General features: G+C 64.4%; 15 protein-coding genes. All 15 read right to left on the bottom strand.

The features are described from left to right. Positions 1-702: 702 nt before the first annotated feature. On the bottom strand, positions 703-1845 hold the full coding sequence (locus EJB06_RS11285; RefSeq protein ID WP_126074126.1) for an OmpA family protein: 1143 nt from the start codon (positions 1843-1845) through the stop codon (positions 703-705). Positions 1846-1867: 22 nt separating this feature from the next. Continuing rightward, positions 1868-3271, bottom strand: coding sequence for an ice-binding family protein (locus EJB06_RS11280; protein WP_126074125.1), 1404 nt, complete (start codon positions 3269-3271; stop codon positions 1868-1870). Positions 3272-3526: 255 nt separating this feature from the next. After that, entirely contained in the window at positions 3527-4618 is a 1092-nt protein-coding gene (locus EJB06_RS33090) for an OmpA family protein (protein ID WP_370660124.1), read from the bottom strand. 247 nt (positions 4619-4865) lie between these two features. Beyond that, positions 4866-5369 (bottom strand): acyl-CoA thioesterase, encoded by a 504-nt coding sequence (locus EJB06_RS11270; RefSeq protein WP_126074123.1) that lies wholly within the window; start codon positions 5367-5369, stop codon positions 4866-4868. A gap of 28 nt (positions 5370-5397) precedes the next feature. Next, positions 5398-6339, bottom strand: a complete 942-nt coding sequence (locus EJB06_RS11265) for a LysR family transcriptional regulator (protein ID WP_126074311.1) — start codon at positions 6337-6339, stop codon at positions 5398-5400. A gap of 58 nt (positions 6340-6397) precedes the next feature. Continuing rightward, complete coding sequence (locus EJB06_RS11260; protein WP_229427027.1) at positions 6398-7351, bottom strand: glycoside hydrolase family 43 protein; 954 nt, start codon at positions 7349-7351, stop codon at positions 6398-6400. Positions 7352-7384: 33 nt separating this feature from the next. Further along, a complete protein-coding gene (yjfF, locus tag EJB06_RS11255; RefSeq protein WP_126074122.1) occupies positions 7385-8344 on the bottom strand; it encodes a galactofuranose ABC transporter, permease protein YjfF in 960 nt (319 codons plus the stop codon). Further along, positions 8341-9384, bottom strand: a complete 1044-nt coding sequence (locus tag EJB06_RS11250; protein ID WP_126074121.1) for an ABC transporter permease — start codon at positions 9382-9384, stop codon at positions 8341-8343. The genes yjfF and EJB06_RS11250 overlap by 4 nt, the downstream gene beginning before the upstream one ends. After that, positions 9381-10907 carry a sugar ABC transporter ATP-binding protein gene (locus EJB06_RS11245; protein WP_126074120.1) on the bottom strand — a complete coding sequence of 509 codons (1527 nt, stop codon included), beginning with the start codon at positions 10905-10907 and terminating at the stop codon, positions 9381-9383. Before EJB06_RS11245 ends, EJB06_RS11250 begins: the two co-directional genes overlap by 4 nt. An 8-nt stretch (positions 10908-10915) precedes the next feature. Continuing rightward, positions 10916-11875, bottom strand: coding sequence for an ABC transporter substrate-binding protein (locus EJB06_RS11240; RefSeq protein WP_126074119.1), 960 nt, complete (start codon positions 11873-11875; stop codon positions 10916-10918). 339 nt (positions 11876-12214) lie between these two features. Beyond that, entirely contained in the window at positions 12215-13228 is a 1014-nt protein-coding gene (locus EJB06_RS11235; RefSeq protein ID WP_126074118.1) for an arabinan endo-1,5-alpha-L-arabinosidase, read from the bottom strand. An 83-nt stretch (positions 13229-13311) separates the two neighbouring features. After that, positions 13312-14862, bottom strand: coding sequence for an alpha-N-arabinofuranosidase (locus tag EJB06_RS11230; protein WP_126074117.1), 1551 nt, complete (start codon positions 14860-14862; stop codon positions 13312-13314). Between the two features lie 47 nt (positions 14863-14909). Continuing rightward, on the bottom strand, positions 14910-15677 hold the full coding sequence (locus EJB06_RS11225) for an SDR family NAD(P)-dependent oxidoreductase (protein ID WP_126074116.1): 768 nt from the start codon (positions 15675-15677) through the stop codon (positions 14910-14912). Positions 15678-15777: 100 nt separating this feature from the next. After that, on the bottom strand, positions 15778-17349 hold the full coding sequence (locus tag EJB06_RS11220) for an aldehyde dehydrogenase (NADP(+)) (RefSeq protein ID WP_126074115.1): 1572 nt from the start codon (positions 17347-17349) through the stop codon (positions 15778-15780). After that, positions 17346-18338, bottom strand: a complete 993-nt coding sequence (gene araD1 / locus EJB06_RS11215) for an AraD1 family protein (RefSeq protein ID WP_126074114.1) — start codon at positions 18336-18338, stop codon at positions 17346-17348. Before araD1 ends, EJB06_RS11220 begins: the two co-directional genes overlap by 4 nt. Positions 18339-18363 lie beyond the last annotated feature (25 nt).

The raw sequence follows: 18363 nt of genomic DNA, 5'->3' as shown, positions 1-18363 counted from the left end.
CAGGGTGGACATGGCACCAGGGTGGACAGTTATGGCTGAGCACGTGTCTGAATGTCAGACCTGACACCAGGGTGGACAGGTCTGACTTTCGGACACGACCCCAACAATAGGACTGCAGTTATGGCTGAGCACGTGTCCGAATGTCAGACCTGGCACCAGGGTGGACATGGCACCAGGGTGGACAGTTATGGCTGAGCACGTGTCTGAATGTCAGACCTGACACCAGGGTGGACAGGTCTGACTTTCGGACACGACCCCAACAATAGGACGACAAATAGGGCTGAGCACGTGGCCGAATGTCAGACCTGGCACCGGAGTGGACACGTGTCCGAATGTCAGACCTGGCACCAGGGTGGACATGGCACCAGGGTGGACAGTTATGGCTGAGCACGTGGCGGAATGTCAGACCTGACACCAGGGTAGACAGGTCTGACTTTCGGACACGACCACAACAATAGGACGACACATAGGGCTGAGCACGTGTCCGAATGTCAGACCTGGCACCAGGGTGGACACGACCACAACAATAGGACGACAAATAGGGCTGAGCACGTGTCCGAATGTCAGACCTGGCACCGGAGTGGACACGTGTCCGAATGTCAGACCTGGCACCGGAGTGGGCACCGGAGTGGACACGCCAGAAGGTAAAAAAACCGCCGGGCGCGCGGCCGGGCGGTTTTTTGTACTGCGAGCCGGTTCCGCTTAGCGGCGCATGCCGACCACTTCCACCGTCACGCGGCGGTTCTTGGCGCGGCCTTCGGCCGTTTTGTTGTCGGCGACCGGCTGGGTTTCACCCTTGCCTTCGGTGTACACACGCGAGGCGTCGATGCCTTTCGACACCAGGTAGGCCTTGACCGAGGCCGCGCGGCGCAGCGACAGCTTCTCGTTGTACGCGGCGCTGCCGATCGAGTCGGTATGGCCGACCGTGATCATGACGTCGGTATCCATGCCTTGCACCTTGCTCAGCAGGTCGTCGAGCGAGGCCTTGCCGGCCGGACGCAGCACCGAGCTATCGAAAGCGAACACGGCTTCGGCCGAGAAGGTGGTTTTTTCCGCAGTCGGAACCGGCTTGGCCGGCTCGACAGGCGGCTGGGCCGCAGCCGGGGCCACGCTCGGCACGACAGGCGCCGGTGCCGGCTCGACCGGTGCAGCCACCGGTTTGGCGGCGGCCGGACGGCCGATCTTGTAGACCAGGCCGACCGAGAACAGGTCGACATCGCCACGGTTGCCGACGGCGTCGTTCACGCGGTAACGCTCGACTTCGCCGCGCAGGGCCAGCGCTTCGCTGAACTTGTATTCCAGTCCGAAGCCAGCCTTGGCATTGAGCTTGCGCTCGCTCGGGCTCGGATTGGTCACCGCGAACAGGCGGTTGCCGTTGAAGCGGGTAGTCGCCTTGGCGTAGTTCATGCCGGCGCGCCCGAATACCGAGAAGCGCTGCGAGACCGGCAGCTGCGCCACCAGGTCCAGGTTGGCGCCACGGAAACCGGCTTCGCCGTTGAGCGTGCCGTTCTGGGTGGTGCTCGACTTGAAGCCGAACTTGCCCAGGTCGAAGAAGCCGGCTTCCACAGCGAAGTACTGGTTCAGCTGCTTGCCGACGTACAGCTTATAGCCCACGTCTTTTTCATCGGCCGTGAAATTGGTCAAGGTGGCGCCGTTGGCGGTCAGGCTGCGGATCAGGCGCACATCGTCGATGTTGCCGCGCGACTGGCCGACATTGCCGCCCACGTACCAGGCGCTGTTGGCCCATTCCGGATTGATGAAAACGTCGTCCGCCGCCGTCGCCTGCCCGGCCATCAGCGCGCAGCCGATGGCGCCCATGAGGCCCGCTTTTTTAGTGAAAGTCATTGTGTTCTCTCGAAAGTTTTTATTATCGGGTGATCTTGTTGTTGAGCAGGACGACAGCCTTGCCGCTCAGCAAACGACCGTTCAGCACCGTGGCGCCATCGCCGACCTTGATGTCTTCGCCGCGGCTCAGGACGGTGCCCTGGAATGCGCTGTTGGCGCCCAGGTTGGTCTCGCCGACCGGTACCCAGAACAGGTTGTCGTGGCGCGCACCGCCGGTCAGCTCGATGGTCGAGTTGGCCGCCGTGTTCAGGCTCGACGTCGAGCGGAAGATGAACGGGCCGTTGCCGCTCAGGGTCAGCTTGCCGGTCAGGTTGATGGCGCCCGAGTAGCAGTACACGCCGGGACGCAGCACCAGGCCGCCGAGGTCGATGCCGGCGTCCGACAGGACGTTGCAAGGACGGTTGTTGGCATTGATGACGGCCACTTGCAGGTCTTCGAACGGACGGCTCAGGTCGAAACCGGATTTGACGTTGATGAAGCCCGTACCTTGCTGCGGCTGGACGTTTTGCACCGGTGCGCCAACGTTACCGTTCACAAAGGTCGTGCCGCCGGCGTTGTTGGTAATGGTGGTCACTGCCAGCACCGCGAAATCGCTCATGCTGCCCAGGCCGATGCCGCCGTCCGCAGGGAAGTCAATCACCGGCGGGGTGGTGGGCGGCGGGTTGACCACTGGCGGCACCACTGGCGGCACAACCGGCGGTACCACCGGCGGCACCACCGGCGGAACGACCGGCGGCGGATCGATGATGACCGCTGGCGTCACAGCCAGGGTGGCGCTGGCGCTCTTGTCGAAGGAGGTGGCCGTGATCACGGTATTGCCGACGGCGACACCGGTGGCGCTGCCCGACTGGGCGATGGTGGCGATGGCGCTGCTGCCCGACGCCCACTTCACGTTATTCGTGACGACGGCGGTCGAGCTGTCGGAATAGCTGGCGATCGCGATGTACTGCTGGCTGGCGCCGACCTGCACGCTGGCGCTGGCCGGGGTCACCGACAGGCCGGTCAGCTCGACCACGACCGGCGGCGTGACCGGCGGGACCGGTGCGCTGACCACCAGGGTGGCGGCGCCGGTCTTGGCGCCGAAGGCGGCGGTGATGGCCGCGCTGCCGGCGGTCAGGCCGGTGGCCAGGCCAGCGGCCGGGGTGACGCGGGCGATGGCCGGCGAGGCCGAGGCCCAGGTCGACAGGTCGGTCACATTGCGCGAGGTGCCGTCGGCGTAGCTGGCGGTCGCGATGAATTGCTGGCTGCCACCGACCAGCACGGTGGCCGTGGCCGGGGTGACGCTGACGCTGACCAGTTGCGCGGCCGGCAGGCCCAGGATCGGATCGCGGCCGCGGTCGCTGCCGCCTCCGCAGGCGCTGAGCACGGCAGCAGCCAGCAGGCCGGCAGCGCACACCAGGGTGTTCTTATATTTTTGAATGTTCATTAATGCGTCCTTGGGGAGTGTAAATTGATCGCCGTTGGCAGATGATTATCAGAGTATCCGCCACGCAACAGAAGTTCTGTACGCCAGCGAACATAACGGTCGAAATTTGGCAACATTGTACTAAAACACAACGGAAATGTCTTTCCACTGGGTTTGGCCGCCCTTCCCGGGCAATGGGCCAAACGCAGTGCCCGTCGTGCGATGAAAAAAAGCCGCCGGGCCCAGCGGACGCGGCGGCTTTTTCAGTGCGGAAGATTACTTGGTGGTACGGGTACCGACCACTTCAACCGTTACGCGACGGTTCTTGGCGCGGCCTTCTGCCGAGGTGTTGTCGGCAACTGGCTGGGTCTCGCCCTTGCCTTCGGTGTAAACACGCGAGGTTTCGACACCTTTCGACACGATGTACGCCTTGACAGCTTCAGCGCGGCGCAGCGACAGTTTCTGGTTGTAAGCGTCCGAACCGACCGAGTCGGTGTGGCCGACGGTAACCATGACTTCGGTGTTCATGCCTTGCAGCTTGTTCAGCAGGTCGTCCAGGGCGGCTTTGCCTTCTGGCTTGACGACCGATTTGTCGAAGTCGAACAGGGCTTCAGCGGCGAACGAGACTTTTTCCGACACTGGCACCGGGGCCGGCGCTGGTGCTGGCATTGGCGCCGGCGCTGGTGCTGGTGCCACTTCCGGTGCTGGCGCTGGCGCTGGTGCCGGCATTGGTGCCGATGCTGCCGGACGGCCCAGTTTGTAGACCAGGTTCATCGAGTACAGCTTGGTGTTGCCGTTGCTGCGCAGTGCGTCGTCGATGCGATAGTTTTCAGCTTCGGCGCGCAGGGCCAGCGCTTCGGTGAATTTGTATTCCAGGCCAACGCCGAATTTCGGGTTCAGCTTCTTCTCGCTCTGTTCGCCAGCGAACAGGCCGACAGCGCGGTTACCCGAGAACTGGGTCTTGGCTTTGGTGTAGTGCATACCGGCACGGCCGTAGACCGAGAAACGCTCGCTCATCGGCAGTTGCGCGATCAGGTCCAGGTTCACGCCCTTGTACTTCTGCTCGGCGTTGACGACGCCACCCAGGTTGTTGGTGGTTTTGAGGTTGAAGTTACCCAGATCAAAGAAACCAGCTTCCACTGCGAAGTAGCGGCTCAGTTGCTTACCAACAAACAGTTTGTAACCCATGTCTTTTTCGTCGCTGTTCCACGAATTGACGAAGCCGCCCTGACCGTTCAGGTTCTTGATCACTGGAGCCGCCTTGGTGTAGCTGCGCGACTGGCCGATACCGGCGCCGATGTAGGTAGCGCTGTTTGCCCACTCCGGGTTCACGAACTGGTCCTGCGCCGATGCTTGTGCTGCCAGCATGGCCAGACCGATTGCGCTCAGAGTACCGATTTTCTTAGTCAGGGTCATATTAATTTCTCTCGTTTGTATGTTCAGGCAGACTGGCTGCCTTGATGGTTTTCGCCGATGTGGTGTATCGCTAATGCATTTGTGCTTAGCTCGGGTTCCACTATTCCTTATTCACAACACTCGTTCGGTTCGGTAGCGAACATAACTGTTTGGAAACTGAATAATTTTCACCTTAACACCACAAAGTGTGGCGTTATTGTCACACAGCTGGCGAAGTTTCGGTGGCGAGCAGCTCGTCTTCCTGTTCTTTGCGCAAGGCGGCCATGTGAATCGCGTACTGTTCGAAGCGCTTGTCGTCCTCGCTGACCGGGGTCCAGGACGGCACTTTGACGGTGTCGCCGGCGTTGTCGACCGCCACGAACACGATCAGGCAGCGCGTGGTGCGCTTGCGCGCGCCGGTCTTCGGCTCGGTGGCCGAGACATCGATGGCAATGTGCATGCTGGAGTTGCCTGTATGGACAAGCATCGCCTTCACTTCGACGATCTGGCCGATGAAGACCGGTTTATAGAAGCGGATGCCGCCGATGTACACGGTGACGCAGTAATAGCCGCTCCAGCCGACCGCGCAGGCGTAGCCGGCCTGGTCGATCCATTTCATCACGGCGCCGCCGTGGACCTTGCCGCCGAAGTTGACGTCGGTGGGCTCGGCCAGGAAGCGCAGGGTAATCTCGCGCGGTCGCGCGGGTGTCGTCTCGTTGCTCATCGATGTACTCGCAAAAGTGGGGGAAAGCTCAAGCCATCTCCCGCGCCGTGTCGCGCACCGCCTGCAACAGCAGTTCCGCGCCCGGCGAGAGCAGATGGTCCTTCTGCCGAATGATACCGAAGGCATCCATCTTGCAGGGCAGCTCGATCGGCAGGATGCTCAGCACATTGAGCGAGGCGTAGTAGCGCGCCACGTCGACCGGCATGACGTGCAGGGAATCGGTCTGCTGCAGCAGCGCCGTGATCAAGAGAATCGCCGTGGTGTCGACCACGTCGACCGGAATGTCGAGCCCGGCGCGGCGGAACATCATGTCGAAGCGATGGCGCAGGATGCTGCCGTGCGGCGGCAGGATCCAGGGCTGGCCGGCGATGTGCTTCAGTTCGAGCCGCTCGACCTCCAGCAGCGGATGGCCGGTGCGCACGACGGCGCAAGCCGGTTCCTCGTTGAGTTCTTCGTAAATGAGGCCGGCGGAATTCTCCTTTTCGAGGATCCGTCCGATCATGAAGTCGAGCATGCCGTGCTGCAGCTTGTCGAGCAGAATATTGCTGGCCTCTACATGGGCGCCGATCCGCAGCATCGGCGCCTGCCGCTTGATGCGCGCAATCGCGCGCGGCAGCAGCGCCATGGCCGGCGTCATGATCACGCCCACCTCGACCTGCCCCGCCAGCCCGGCCTTCAGCGCCACGATGTCGTCGTGCGCCAGCGCCAGGCTGGTCAGGGCCATGCGGGCGTGGCGCACCATGGTTTCGCCGAACATGGTCGGTTCCATGCCGCGCGGCAGGCGCTCGAACAGCTTGACGTCGAGCATCTCTTCCAGATCCTTGATCTGTTTCGACGCAGCCGGCTGGGTCATGTGCAGCGCCTCGGCGGCGCGGTGGATGTTGCGGTGATCGTCGAGCGCGATCAGCAGCAGCAACTGGCGCGTTTTCAGGCGCGCCTTCAAAAACCAGTTGGGGTTGAGTGTCTCCATCATGGAATCATACCCCTAAATAAATATCGGTACGCGGTGCAACATACCGATCTGGATATCATTGGCAGCCCGGCGCGGGATTGGCTGCCGGCCCGCTGGCCGTCTGCGGCACCAAGCCGATGCTGCCATCCGGCTGGTAATGCAGTTCCTCGACCGCCACCGAGCGCCGGAATTCTCCGCCACCGGGCAAGGCGGCGTTGTGATAGAAGACGTAGGACTTGCCGTTGAAGTCGATAATGGCCTGGTGGATGGTCTTGACCTTCTCGTTCTTGTCCATGATCACCCCCTTGAAGGTCCACGGCCCGGCCGGGCTGCTGCCGGTGGCGTACACCATCTCTTCCGGAAAAAAACGCGAGTAGGACAGGTAGTAGGTGGCGCCGCGCTTGTGCACGTACGGCGCTTCGGTGAAGGAATCGATCGCGTGCGTCATGATCGGGCCGTCGAGCTCGGTCATATTGGCCTTCAGCCTGGCGTACTTGAGCACCGTGTTGCCCCAGTACAGCCAGGCCTGGCCGTCGGTATCGATGAAGACGCCCGGGTCGATGTCGTCCCACGGGATATCGGTGTGCCTGGTCATGTCGTTGCTGACCAGGGCGCTGCCGCGCGCGTCCACGAAGGGGCCGGTCGGACTGTCGGACACCGCCACGCCGATGGCCTTGCCGGGAATGGTCTTGTGGTCGACCGTGGCGTAAAAATAGTATTTGCCGCCGCGCTTGGCGATGTCGGCCGCCCAGGCGTCGCGCCCGGCCCACTTGAAGGTGGAAAACCGCACCGGCGAGCCGTGGTCTTTCCACGTCTTCATGTCGCACGAGGAAACGACGCGCCATTCGTTCATCACGTAATCCTTGCCGTCCGGCTTGGCTTCATCGTGGCCGACGTACAGGTACACCCTGCCCTGGTCGACCAGCGCCGCCGGGTCCGCCGTAAAGATATTGCTCATGATGGGGTTGGCGGCCGAGGCGACGCCCGAGGCGATGCCGAGCGCCAGTGCGCCCAATCCGGATTTGATCAAGGTTCTCTCCTGTTGACTGTCGTTGGAAGGGGTTCACGCGGCGCGCCGCGCCGCGCCGATGGCCATCAGGCGCTGCACCACGCAGAAGATGAACAGCAAGGCGCCGATGACGATCCTGGTCCACCACGAGCTGAGCGTGCCGTCGAAGGCGATCAGGGTCTGGATCGTGCCCAGCACCAGCACGCCGGACAGCGCGCCCGCCACATAGCCGTAACCGCCGCTGAGCAGGGTGCCGCCGATGACGACCGCCGCAATGGCATCGAGCTCGGTACCCTGGGCATGCAGGCCGTAGCCCGACAGCATGTAGAACGAGAACAGCACGCCCGCCAGCGCCGCGCAAAAGCCGCTGAAGGCGTACACCAGCACCTTGGTGCGTGCCACGGGCAAGCCCATCATCAGGGCCGATTGCTCGTTGCCGCCGATGGCGTACACGCCGCGTCCGAAGGCCGTAAAGTGCGCCAGGAAGACCGCCAGCGCCAGCATGCCCAGCGCGATCAGCGCGCTCGGCGACACGAAGCCGCCCAGCAAGCCCAGCTGGGTTTGCGACATGGCCAGGTACAGCGGATCGTCGATGGTGATCGAGTTGATGCTGATCAGGTAGCACAGGCCGCGCGCCAGGAACATGCCGGCCAGGGTCACGATAAACGGTTGCAGCTTGAAGTAATGAATCATCGCGCCCATGCCGCCGCCGAACAGCGCCCCCAGCAGCAGCACCAGGCCGATCGCCGCCAGCGGCGGCCAGTGCGCCACCTGCAGCAGCCAGGCCGACACCATGGTGGCCAGGGCCAGCACCGAGCCGACCGACAGGTCGATGCCGCCGGACAGGATCACGAAACTCATGCCGATGGCCAGCACCAGCAGGAACGCGTTATCGATCAGCAGATTCAGGATGACCTGCACCGACAGCAGGCCCGGATACACGGCGCCGCCGATGCCGAGCATGGCCAGCAGCAAGGCGAGCGTGACCAGCGGGGTAAAGTAAGGCGATTTCATGCACTCCTCGCACGCGAAAACAGGTGTTTGAACTGCGCCGATTGCGACAGGCAGACGAGGAACACGACCACCGACTTGACCACCATATTCACTTCCGGCGGCACGCCGAGCGCGTAGATGGTGTAGGTCAGGGTCTGGATGATGAGCGCGCCGATCACGCTGCCGACCAGGCTGAACTTGCCGCCGGCGAGCGAGGTGCCGCCCAGGGTCACGGCCAGGATGGCGTCGAGTTCGAGCAGCAGCCCGGCATTGTTGGCGTCCGCGCTCTTGATGTTAGAGCTGATCATCAGTCCGGCCAGGCCGGCGCAGGCGGCGCAGAACACGTACACGAACACGATCAGCGAAGCGGTCTTCAAACCCGCCAGGCGCGCCGCCACCGGGTTGATGCCGACCGCCTGGATGAACAGGCCGAGCGCGGTCTTGCGCATCATCAAGGCGATGACGGCGAACACCACGGCCACCACCGTCAGCGAAAACGGCAGGCCGGCAACATGGCCGCCGCCGAGGAAGAAAAACGGTTCGTGGTAGACGGTGACGATCTGTCCGTCGGTGAGCAGCTGCGCCAGGCCCCGGCCCGCCACCATCAGGATCAGGGTGGCGACGATCGGCTGCAAGCCGAGGCTCGCTACCAGCACCCCGTTCCACAATCCGCACAACAGGGCCGCGCCCATGGCGGCCGCCATGGCCCACCCCAGCGGGGTTTGCGCCTGCGCAGCGCCGCCGATCAGCATCGCCGCCACCGTGCCCGACAGCGCCACCACCGCGCCGACCGAAATATCGATGCCGCGCGTGGCGATCACCAGGGTCATGCCGAGCGCGGCCAGCATCAGCGGGGCGGCGCGGTTGACGATGTCGACCAGGCTGCCGTACAGGTGGCCGTCCTTGATGGACAGGTGAAAGAAGCCGGGAATGGCGAGCAGGTCGATCAGCAGCAGCACCGCCAGCGCCGCCAGCGGACGCAACAGCGGATGGCGCAGCAGCCACGCCGGCGCCGGCGCGGGCTTGTCCTTCGATGCGGCCTGCGCCGGCGCGGCCGTCATGCCGCTTCCCCGGCGATGACTTGCAGCACGGACGTGTCGTCCAGTTCGCCGCGCTGGTACTCGCCGCATGCCTTGCGGTCGCGCAGCACGACCAGGCGGTCGCTGCAGCGCAGAACTTCCGGCAGTTCGGAGGAGATGAACAGGATTGCCATCCCTTTGCGACAAAGTCCGCTAACGTAATCCATGATGTCCTGTTTGGCGCGCACGTCGATGCCGCGCGTGGGTTCGTCGAGGATCAGCATCGCCGGCCTGGTCACCAGCCAGCGCGCCAGCAGCACTTTCTGCTGGTTGCCGCCCGACAGGGATCCGATCGGTGCCTCGATATCGGCCGTCTTGATGCCCAGCCACTTCACATAGTCCCGCGCCAGCGCCTGCTGCTCGCGCAAGGGGATCGCGCGCAGCAGGCCGGCGCGTGCCTGCATCGCCAGGATCATGTTCTCGCGCACCGACAGTTCCAGGATCGCGCCTTCATGCTTGCGGTCCTCGGAGCAGAAGCCGATGCCCGCCGCGATGGCCTCGCGCGGCGACGCGAACGGATGGCTGCGCCCGCCGATACGCAGGGTGCCGCTGTCGGCCTTGTCGGCCCCGAACAGCAGGCGCGCGGCCTCGGTGCGGCCCGAGCCGAGCAGTCCGCACAGGCCCAGCATTTCGCCGGCGCGGATATCGAGGTCGAGCGGCGCCAGCGCCCCCTTGCGCCCCAGTCCGCGGGCGCGCAGCAGGGTGGCGGGCTGTTCGTGCGCGGCGGCCGGATGCGGCAGTGCGGGCGCATGCTCGCTGGCATCGGGCGCGCCCACCATCTTGTTCACCAGCGCCAGGCGCGACAGCGCCGCGCAGGCATACTCGCCCTCGCGCTCGCCGTTGCGCATGACGGTGATGCGGTCCGACATCGCGTAGGTCTGGTCCAGGAAGTGGGTCACGAACAGGATCGCCATGCCCTGGTCGCGCAGCTGGCGCAGCACGCGAAACAGCAGCTGCACTTCGGCTTCGTCCAGGCTGGAAGTCGGCTCGTCGAGAATCAGCACCCGGGCGGACATATTCAGCGCGCGCGAAATCGCCACCATCTGCTGGATCGCCAGCGGAAAGCTGGACAGCTGCGCGCGCACGTCGATCCGCACTTCCAGCTGTTCCAGCAAGCTGCTCGCCCGGGCGCGCATGCCGGCCCAGTCCAGCATGCCGAACTTGCGCGGATAGCGGCCGATGAACATGTTCTCGGCCACCGACAGATTCGGACACAGGTTCACTTCCTGGTACACCGTGCTGATGCCCAGGCGCTGCGCATCCTGGGTCGAGCCGGGGCGGATCTCGCGCCCCTCCATGACGATGGTGCCGCCGTCCGGGGCGTAGACGCCGGTCAGCACCTTGATCAGGGTCGACTTGCCGGCGCCGTTCTGGCCCATCAGGGTGTGAACTTCCCCGGCGTACAGCTTGAGCGTCACATTGCTGAGCGCATTGACGCCGGGGAATTGCTTGCTGATGCCGTGCAGCTCCAGCACCGGAGCGACGGCCTGCGCTGCCTCGATCATGGCACGGCCTAGTATTTGCGGTTCGGCAGTTCCTTGGCAGCCACTTCAGCCGGGAACACGCCCTCGACCGTCGTGATGCGCTTCGGCACCGGCTTGCCTGCCACAACATCGCGTGCGATCGCCATCAACTGCGGGCCCAGCAGCGGGCTGCACTCGACCGTGACGTTCATCTTGCCGGCGATCATGGCCTGGAAGGCGCCCTTGACGCCGTCGATCGAGATCACCAGGATGTCGACGCCCGGTTTCAGGCCCGCTTCTTCGATGGCCTGGATGGCGCCGATGGCCATGTCGTCGTTATGCGCGTACAGCACGTTGATGCTCTTGCCCTGCGCCTTGAGGAAGGCTTCCATCACTTCCTTGCCCTTGGCGCGGGTAAAGTCGCCGGTCTGGGAGCGCGTGATGTTCAGCTTCGGATTGGCGGCGATGACTTCGGCAAAGCCGTTCTTGCGGTCGATGGCCGGTGCGGAACCGACGGTTCCCTGCAGTTCGACGATGTTGAAGGTGCGATCCGGCGTCCTGGCGGCGCGTTCCAGCAGCCAGCGGCCGGCGCGGCGGCCCTCTTCCACGAAGTCGGAACCGATGAAGGCCACGTACAGCGAGGGATCGGTGACGTTGACGGCGCGATCGGTGAGGATGACGGGGATGTTGGCGGCTTTGGCTTCGCGCAGCACGGTTTCCCAGCCCGATTCGACGACCGGCGAAAAGGCGATCACGTCGACGCGCTGGGCGATGAAGGAGCGGATCGCCTTGACCTGGTTTTCCTGGCGCTGCTGGGCGTCGGCGAATTTGAGGTGGATGCCCTCCTTCTTGGCGGCATCCTTGATCGACAGCGTGTTGGCGGTGCGCCATTCGCTTTCGGCGCCGACCTGGGAAAAGCCGATGGTCAGCGCTTTGGCGGCGAAGGCGGGAAAGCCGGTCATAGTGCCAAGCAATGCGGTAGCCAGAACGGCCCTGCGGGTGGTGTTCATCTGTCGTCTCCTGTTTATTAGGGGTGGAATCCGGGACTCCTTTTTATGAGCCTATGTTAGGAGAAAGCCACATAGTCATCCAATCAATTTTTTAATGGTTGCGATGTCGAAATCGGTATCAGCGTGGCGCTTCCCGCAACAGCCTGACGCCATGCATGCCGCGGACACACCGGGTCGGACCCGAGATGCCCGATGCGCGAGGCAACGGCGGCCCTTCCTGATCGTCGTGGAAATGCTCCTTGGGGCCGTTGGCGCCGATGGCCGCCGTGCGCCGTTGTCCAGACATCGCGCGCGGCGCGCGCCGCCGGCACGGCCCCAAGGATCTGTCTCATGAACGCCTTACTGTTGCTTGCTCTGGTAGCGGTCCAGGTCTTGCGGATCGACCGTCGGCCAGCCATCCTTGTCCCATTTCATGTCGAGGATTTTCAGCTTTTGCAGGTAGTTGTCGGCCGTTTCGTAGGCGTGCATGACCAGCAGGTCCTTGCCGTCGATGGTATAGGCGCTGTTGTGGCCGACGCCCTTCCACTGCGCATTGCCGCCGATGAGCAGCGAGCCGCCGCCCTGGGCCATGTCCTTGCCGCTGCGGTCGAGGTAGGGGCCGGTGACCTCTGCCGAGCGGCCCATGACGACGTGGTAGGTGCTCGCCTCTTTCTTGCAGCACAGGCCCCAGGAGACGAACAGATAGTAGTAGCCGTTCTTTTTGAGGATGTGCGGGGCCTCGATTTCGGCCGGGCCGGCTGCGTCGTCGGGCACGCTGGCCGGGCGGGTGCGCTGGGCGATGGTGTGCCAGGCTTGCGGTTCGGCCAGGCGCGTGCGCGAGGCGTCCAGCTTGACGAGCTTGATGCCGCTCCAGAACGAGCCGAACGACATCCACGGCGTGCCGCTGGCATCGTCGACGATATGGGGGTCGATCGCGTTCCAGTTGTCGCGCCCCGGCACCGATTGCAGGACCATGCCCTGGTCTTGCCACTTGTAATTGGCGGCGCGCGGGTTCAGGGTGGCGTTGGTGGTGACGCCGATGCCGGAGGTGTTCTTGCCGAAGCCGGAGACCGAGTAGTAGAGGTAGTATTTTCCGTCGTGGAAGTAAATATCCGGCGCCCAGATGTGGTCGTTGAAGCTGGGTGCGGCTTTTTTGGCCCAGGCCGGCTCGCCGGGGAAGACGCGGCCTTCTTCCTTCCAGTTGCGCATGTCGGGCGAACTGTAGAAGGTGATGCCGGGGCCGGTGCTGAACAGGTAGAAGGTCTTGCCTTCCTTGGCCAAGACGGGGTCGTGGACGCTGACTTGTTTGGCGTGGGCAGCAGTGGTGAGGATCAGGCCGGCAAGGCAGGCGATGAATGGGATCGGTGACTGCATAGGAATCTCCATATGAATACACGCCCGTCGTTCCCGCCTGCGCGGGAACGACGGAATTGCGCTTGGGCGGGAAAGGAGACTGGTCAGCTTTCGAGAGCCACCACCACAAGCGCTTTCGCCGGCACCGTGACCGTCAGCTTACCGCCACTCGCCTTGGCGCTGAACGGCGCCGGCTTGATCGCCTGCGGATTCTGGAAGGTGTTGTGCGCATCCATCGCGGTTGCCGTCAGCACGCGGCCCGTCGCCGCAGCCAACTGCTTACCGGCCACATTGACCACCACGTCCGCCGGCTGGCCCGGGTTGGTATTGACCAGCGACAGGTACAGCTTGCCATCCCTGGCGCGCGCCGCCGACGCGCTGATGCCCGGAATCGTGGTCCCGCCAAGGGTGTAGGCCTGGTCGCCGGCCACCGTCACCGGTAGCGAGGTCGCATCCTGGAACGGCACATACATGTGGAAGGCGTGATACGTCGGCGTCAGCAGCATCTTGTCCTTTTCCGTCAGGATCATGGCCTGCAGCACATTGACCATCTGCGCAATATTGGTCATGCGAACGCGGTCGGCGTGCCGGTGGAAGATATTGAAGTTGAGCGCAGCCACCACCGCATCGCGCAAGGTGTTTTGCTGGAACAGGAAGCCGGGCGTGGTGCCGGTTTCCACGTCGTACCAGGTGCCCCACTCATCCACGTACAGGCCGATTTTCTTTTCCGGATCGTTCTTGTCCAGCACGGCGATATTGTTCTTGATCATCGAATCGATTTTCAAGGTATTCGCCAGGGTCGAGATCCAGTGCGGCTCGGCAAAGCCGGTGGCGGCGCCCTTCCCTTCCCACTTGCCGGTCGGGATGGTGTAGTAATGGAAGCTGATGGCCGAGGTCTGGGCCTTGGCGTTGTTGCTGATCACGTCGGTCCACCTGGTGTCGTCGTCGTTGCCGCCGCTGGCGATCATCAGGGGCCGGCCTTCCTTCGGCGCCTTGAGCATGGTTTCGTAGTTCTTGTACAGATTGGTGTAATGCTCGGGCGTCATATTGCCGCCGCAACCCCAGGCTTCGTTGCCGATGGCGAAGTAAGCGACCTTGAAGGGCTTGTCGCGGCCATTCTTGCGGCGCAGCTTGGCCAGGCTCGATTTACTGTCGGAGGTCATGTACTCGACCCAGTCCGCCATTTCCTGCACGGTGCCGGAACCGAGGTTGCCGTTGACGTAGGCGTCCGCGCCCAGCAGCTCGACCAGGTCGAAGAATTCGTGGGTGCCGACGGCGTTGCTTTCCTCCACCCCGCCCCAGTTGGTGTTGACCTTGACCGGACGCCGGGCGCGCGGGCCGATCCCGTCTTTCCAGTGGTATTCATCGGCGAAGCAGCCGCCCGGCCAGCGCACCAGCGGCACCTGCAATTGCTTGAGCGCGCCGACGACATCGTTGCGCCAGCCTTTGGTGTTCGGGATTGTCGAGCCCGGGCCGACGTACATGCCTTCGTAGATGCCGGTGCCGAGGTGTTCGGCAAACTGGCCGTACACATTCTTGTCGATCACCGGACCCGGTTTGCCGGCATCGATGGTCACGTCGACCGCGGCGAACGCCGGCCAGGCGCCGGCCGTGACCAGGCTGATGGCGGCGATGCTCTGTTTGATGATGTTCATGCTTGTCTCCTGAATCGTTTTTATTGTGGGGGTGACGCGAGGACTTGTTAAATCCATCCGGCATCGACCACGAAATCCTGGCCGGTGCACATCGCGCTATCGTCGGAAGCGAGGAACAGGATCATGGCCGAGATGTCGTCCGGCATCAGCGGACCGGGCAGGCACTGGTGGCGTTTGATGTCGGCCTTGCCGGCCTCGTCCACCCACAAGTCGAGCTGGCGCCGGGTCATGACCCAGCCGGGCGTGACCGTGTTGACGCGGATGCCGTGGGCGCCGAAGTCGCGCGCCAGGCCGCGGGTCAGGCCGACCGTGGCGGCCTTGGTGGCGGCGTAGACCGGGTAGCCGCCGTTCTTGGCGTGCCAGGAGATCGAGCCGACGTTGACGATCGAGCCGGCGCCCTTCTTCTTCATGCCGGCCAGGACCGACTGGCAGGTGAAGAACATGGGGCGCTGGTTGATGGCGATGCGCTGGTCGTAGAACGCGACGCTGACCTCTTCGGTCTGGTGGCGCTGGTCGTTGGCGGCGTTGTTGACCAGGATGTCGAAGTCGCCCAGCTGCGCGGCCAGGTCGGCCATGGTCGCTTGCAGGGCGGCAATGTCGGTGATGTCGCAATAGCGGAACAGCGGCGCCGGGGCGCCGGATGCGGCGACGCGCAGGCACAGGGCTTCGCTGGCGTCGCGCACGATGTCGACAAAGGCGACCTGCGCGCCCTGGGCCGCGAAGGAGGCGACCAGCGATTCGCCGATGCCGGTGCCGCCGCCGGTGATGAAGACCCGTTTGCCTGACAGGCTGGGGTAAGTGGCTGATTTTTTCATTTCATTCTCCAACTGGTTTCAACCGCCGGTACCGCGCTTTGCGCACCTCGTTCCCGCGCCAGGGCGGCGCGCGAACGACGGCGTCCGGGCGTTGACGCCATCACGCCTTCGTCAACGCCCCATCGCGGCGGCGCCAGACGCCGTCATTATCGTCGCGCAATACTTCCGGCAGCAAACCCTGCGCCAGGTTCTGGTAGCACACCGGCCGCAGGAAGCGCTGGATCGCCGCAGTGCCGACCGAGCTGCTGCGCCCGTCCGAGGTGGCCGGGAACGGCCCGCCGTGCACCATCGCGGTCGATACCTCCACGCCGGTCGGCATGCCGTTCGCCAGGATCCGGCCGACCTTGCGTTCCAGCACAGGCAGCAAACCTCGCACCAGTTCGGTATCGCCCTCGTCCATCTGCACGGTCGCCGTCAACTGCCCTTCCAGGCCTTCGGTAATGGCGCGCATTTCCTCGACGCTGTCGCAGGCGACCAGCAGCGATGCCGGTCCGAAAATCTCGGCATGCAGGGCCTGCTCGCTGAGGAACGCCTTGCCGCTGGTGCGAAACAGCGCCGGCGCGCCCTTGCCTTCCGCGTGCGCCGCTTCCTTCAATGCCTCGACCGCCTCGTGCCGGGCCAGCTTGTGCACGCCGCTCTGGTAGGCCGACGCGATGCCCGCCGTCAGCATGGTCCCCGCGTCGATGCCGGACAAGGCCTGCGCCGCCTGCTCGGCAAAGCGCTCGAAATCCGGCCCTTTCAAGCCGAGCACGAGGCCGGGATTGGTGCAGAACTGGCCCACGCCCATGGTCATCGACGCGGCAAAGGCCGTGGCGATCTGCGCGCCGCGCGCGGCCAGCGCCTCCGGCATCAGGTAGAAGGGATTGATGCTGCTCATTTCCGCATACACGGGAATCGGCTGCGGACGCGCGGCGGCCACGGCCATCAGCGCCTGTCCGCCGGAACGCGAACCGGTAAAGCCCACCGCCTTGATCGAGGGATGCGCCACCAGGGCCTGGCCGATGCCGTTGCCGGTGCCGGTCAGCAGCGCGAACACGCCCACCGGCAACCTGCACAGCTCGATCGCCTCGACCACCGCGCGCGCCACCAGTTCGGAGGTGCCCGGATGGGCGGAATGGGCTTTCAGGACGACCGGGCAGCCGGCCGCCAGCGCGGCGGCGGTATCGCCACCGGCGACCGAAAACGCCAGCGGGAAATTACTAGCCGCAAACACGGCAACCGGCCCCAGGCCGATCATGCGCAGGCGCAGGTCGGGGCGCGGCAGCGGCTGCCGGTCCGGCAAGGCGCTGTCGATGCGCGCATCGGCCCACGAGCCTTCGCGCAGCAGTTCCGCGAACAGCTTGAGCTGGCCCATGGTGCGGCCGCGTTCGCCTTCGAGGCGGGCGCGCGGCAGGCCCGATTCGGTCATCGCGCGCACGATCAAGTCGTCGCCGAGCGCCAGGATCCGGGCCGCGATCGTTTCCAGGAACGTCGCGCGGGCATCGTTGCCTGTCGCGCGGAAGGGATCGAAAGCCGCTTGCGCCAGGCGGCAGGCGGTGTCGATCTGGGCGGCATCGACCATGCGGAAGGCCGGTTCGATCGGCGCGCGCGTGGACGGATCGACCGCCTGGAACGCGCCGCCGTTGCCGCGCACTGCGCGTCCGCCGATCAGTGCTTCACCGGTAATCCTCATAAGGCGTTGACTTTCGTAAAGGTGGATTGCTCACGGTCGAGGCGGTTGCGCAGGGCCGGACCGAAGACGGGCGAGGCGATTTCGAAGGTTTCGCCGGCCAGGACCGTGATGTTATCGGCCACGCTCAGGGTGGCGGTGCCGAAGAAATGGATGTGGACGTCGCCGGCGCGGTTGAACAGGCCGTACTTGAAGTGGTGGTACTCCAGGTTGGCGATGGCGTGCGACATATTCTGTTCGCCGCTCACAAAGTCCTTTTCCCAGCGCACCGAGCCGTCGGCCGCGATGATGCGCGAGGTGCCGGCCACGTGCGCGGGCAGCTGGCCGACCAGCAGCGCGGGGCCGAGGCCGCAATTGCGCAGCTTGGAGTGGGCCAGGTACAGATAATTCTGGCGCTCGGTCACATGGTCGGAGAATTCATTGCCGATGGCATAGCCGAGGCGGTGCGGCTGGCCATCGTCGCCGATCAGGTAGAGGCCGGCGATTTCGGGTTCTTCGCCGCCATCGAGGGCGAAGTCGGGCATCCGCAAAGGCTGGCCGCTGGCGCGCACCACCGAACCGTCGCCCTTGTAGAACCATTCCGGCTGCACGCCGCGCGCGCCCTCGGCCGGCTTGCCGCCTTCCACGCCCATGCGGAACATTTTCATGCTGTCGCTCAGGGTCTCGACATCGCCGCCGATTTTCTTGTGCATGGCATCGCGCGTGTCGGCGCTGCCGAGGTGGGTCAGGCCGGTGCCGGTGACGTAGCAGTGGGCGGGATCGTCATGGTCGAGCGGGGCCAGCAGGCGCCCGGCGCGCGCGACCGCGTCGAAGGAATGGGTTTCGCTGCCGATGGCGGCGGCGGCCAGTGCGGCCAGTCCGGTCCTGGCGGCGATAGCCTGTTGAGCCAGGGCATAGCTGCTGGCATAGCCGTCGATCACGCGCAGCTGGTCCTGCTCCAGCACGGCAACGCGGCGCGCGCCGGCTTCATTGATAAATTGAACGAGTAACATGGTGGGCTCCGTGTCCACTGCGGTG

Origin of the sequence: Massilia atriviolacea (genome assembly GCF_003953935.1) — a bacterium.
Lineage (GTDB): Bacteria > Pseudomonadota > Gammaproteobacteria > Burkholderiales > Burkholderiaceae_D > Telluria_A > Telluria_A atriviolacea.
This window is presented reverse-complemented; position numbering and strand designations above follow the sequence as displayed.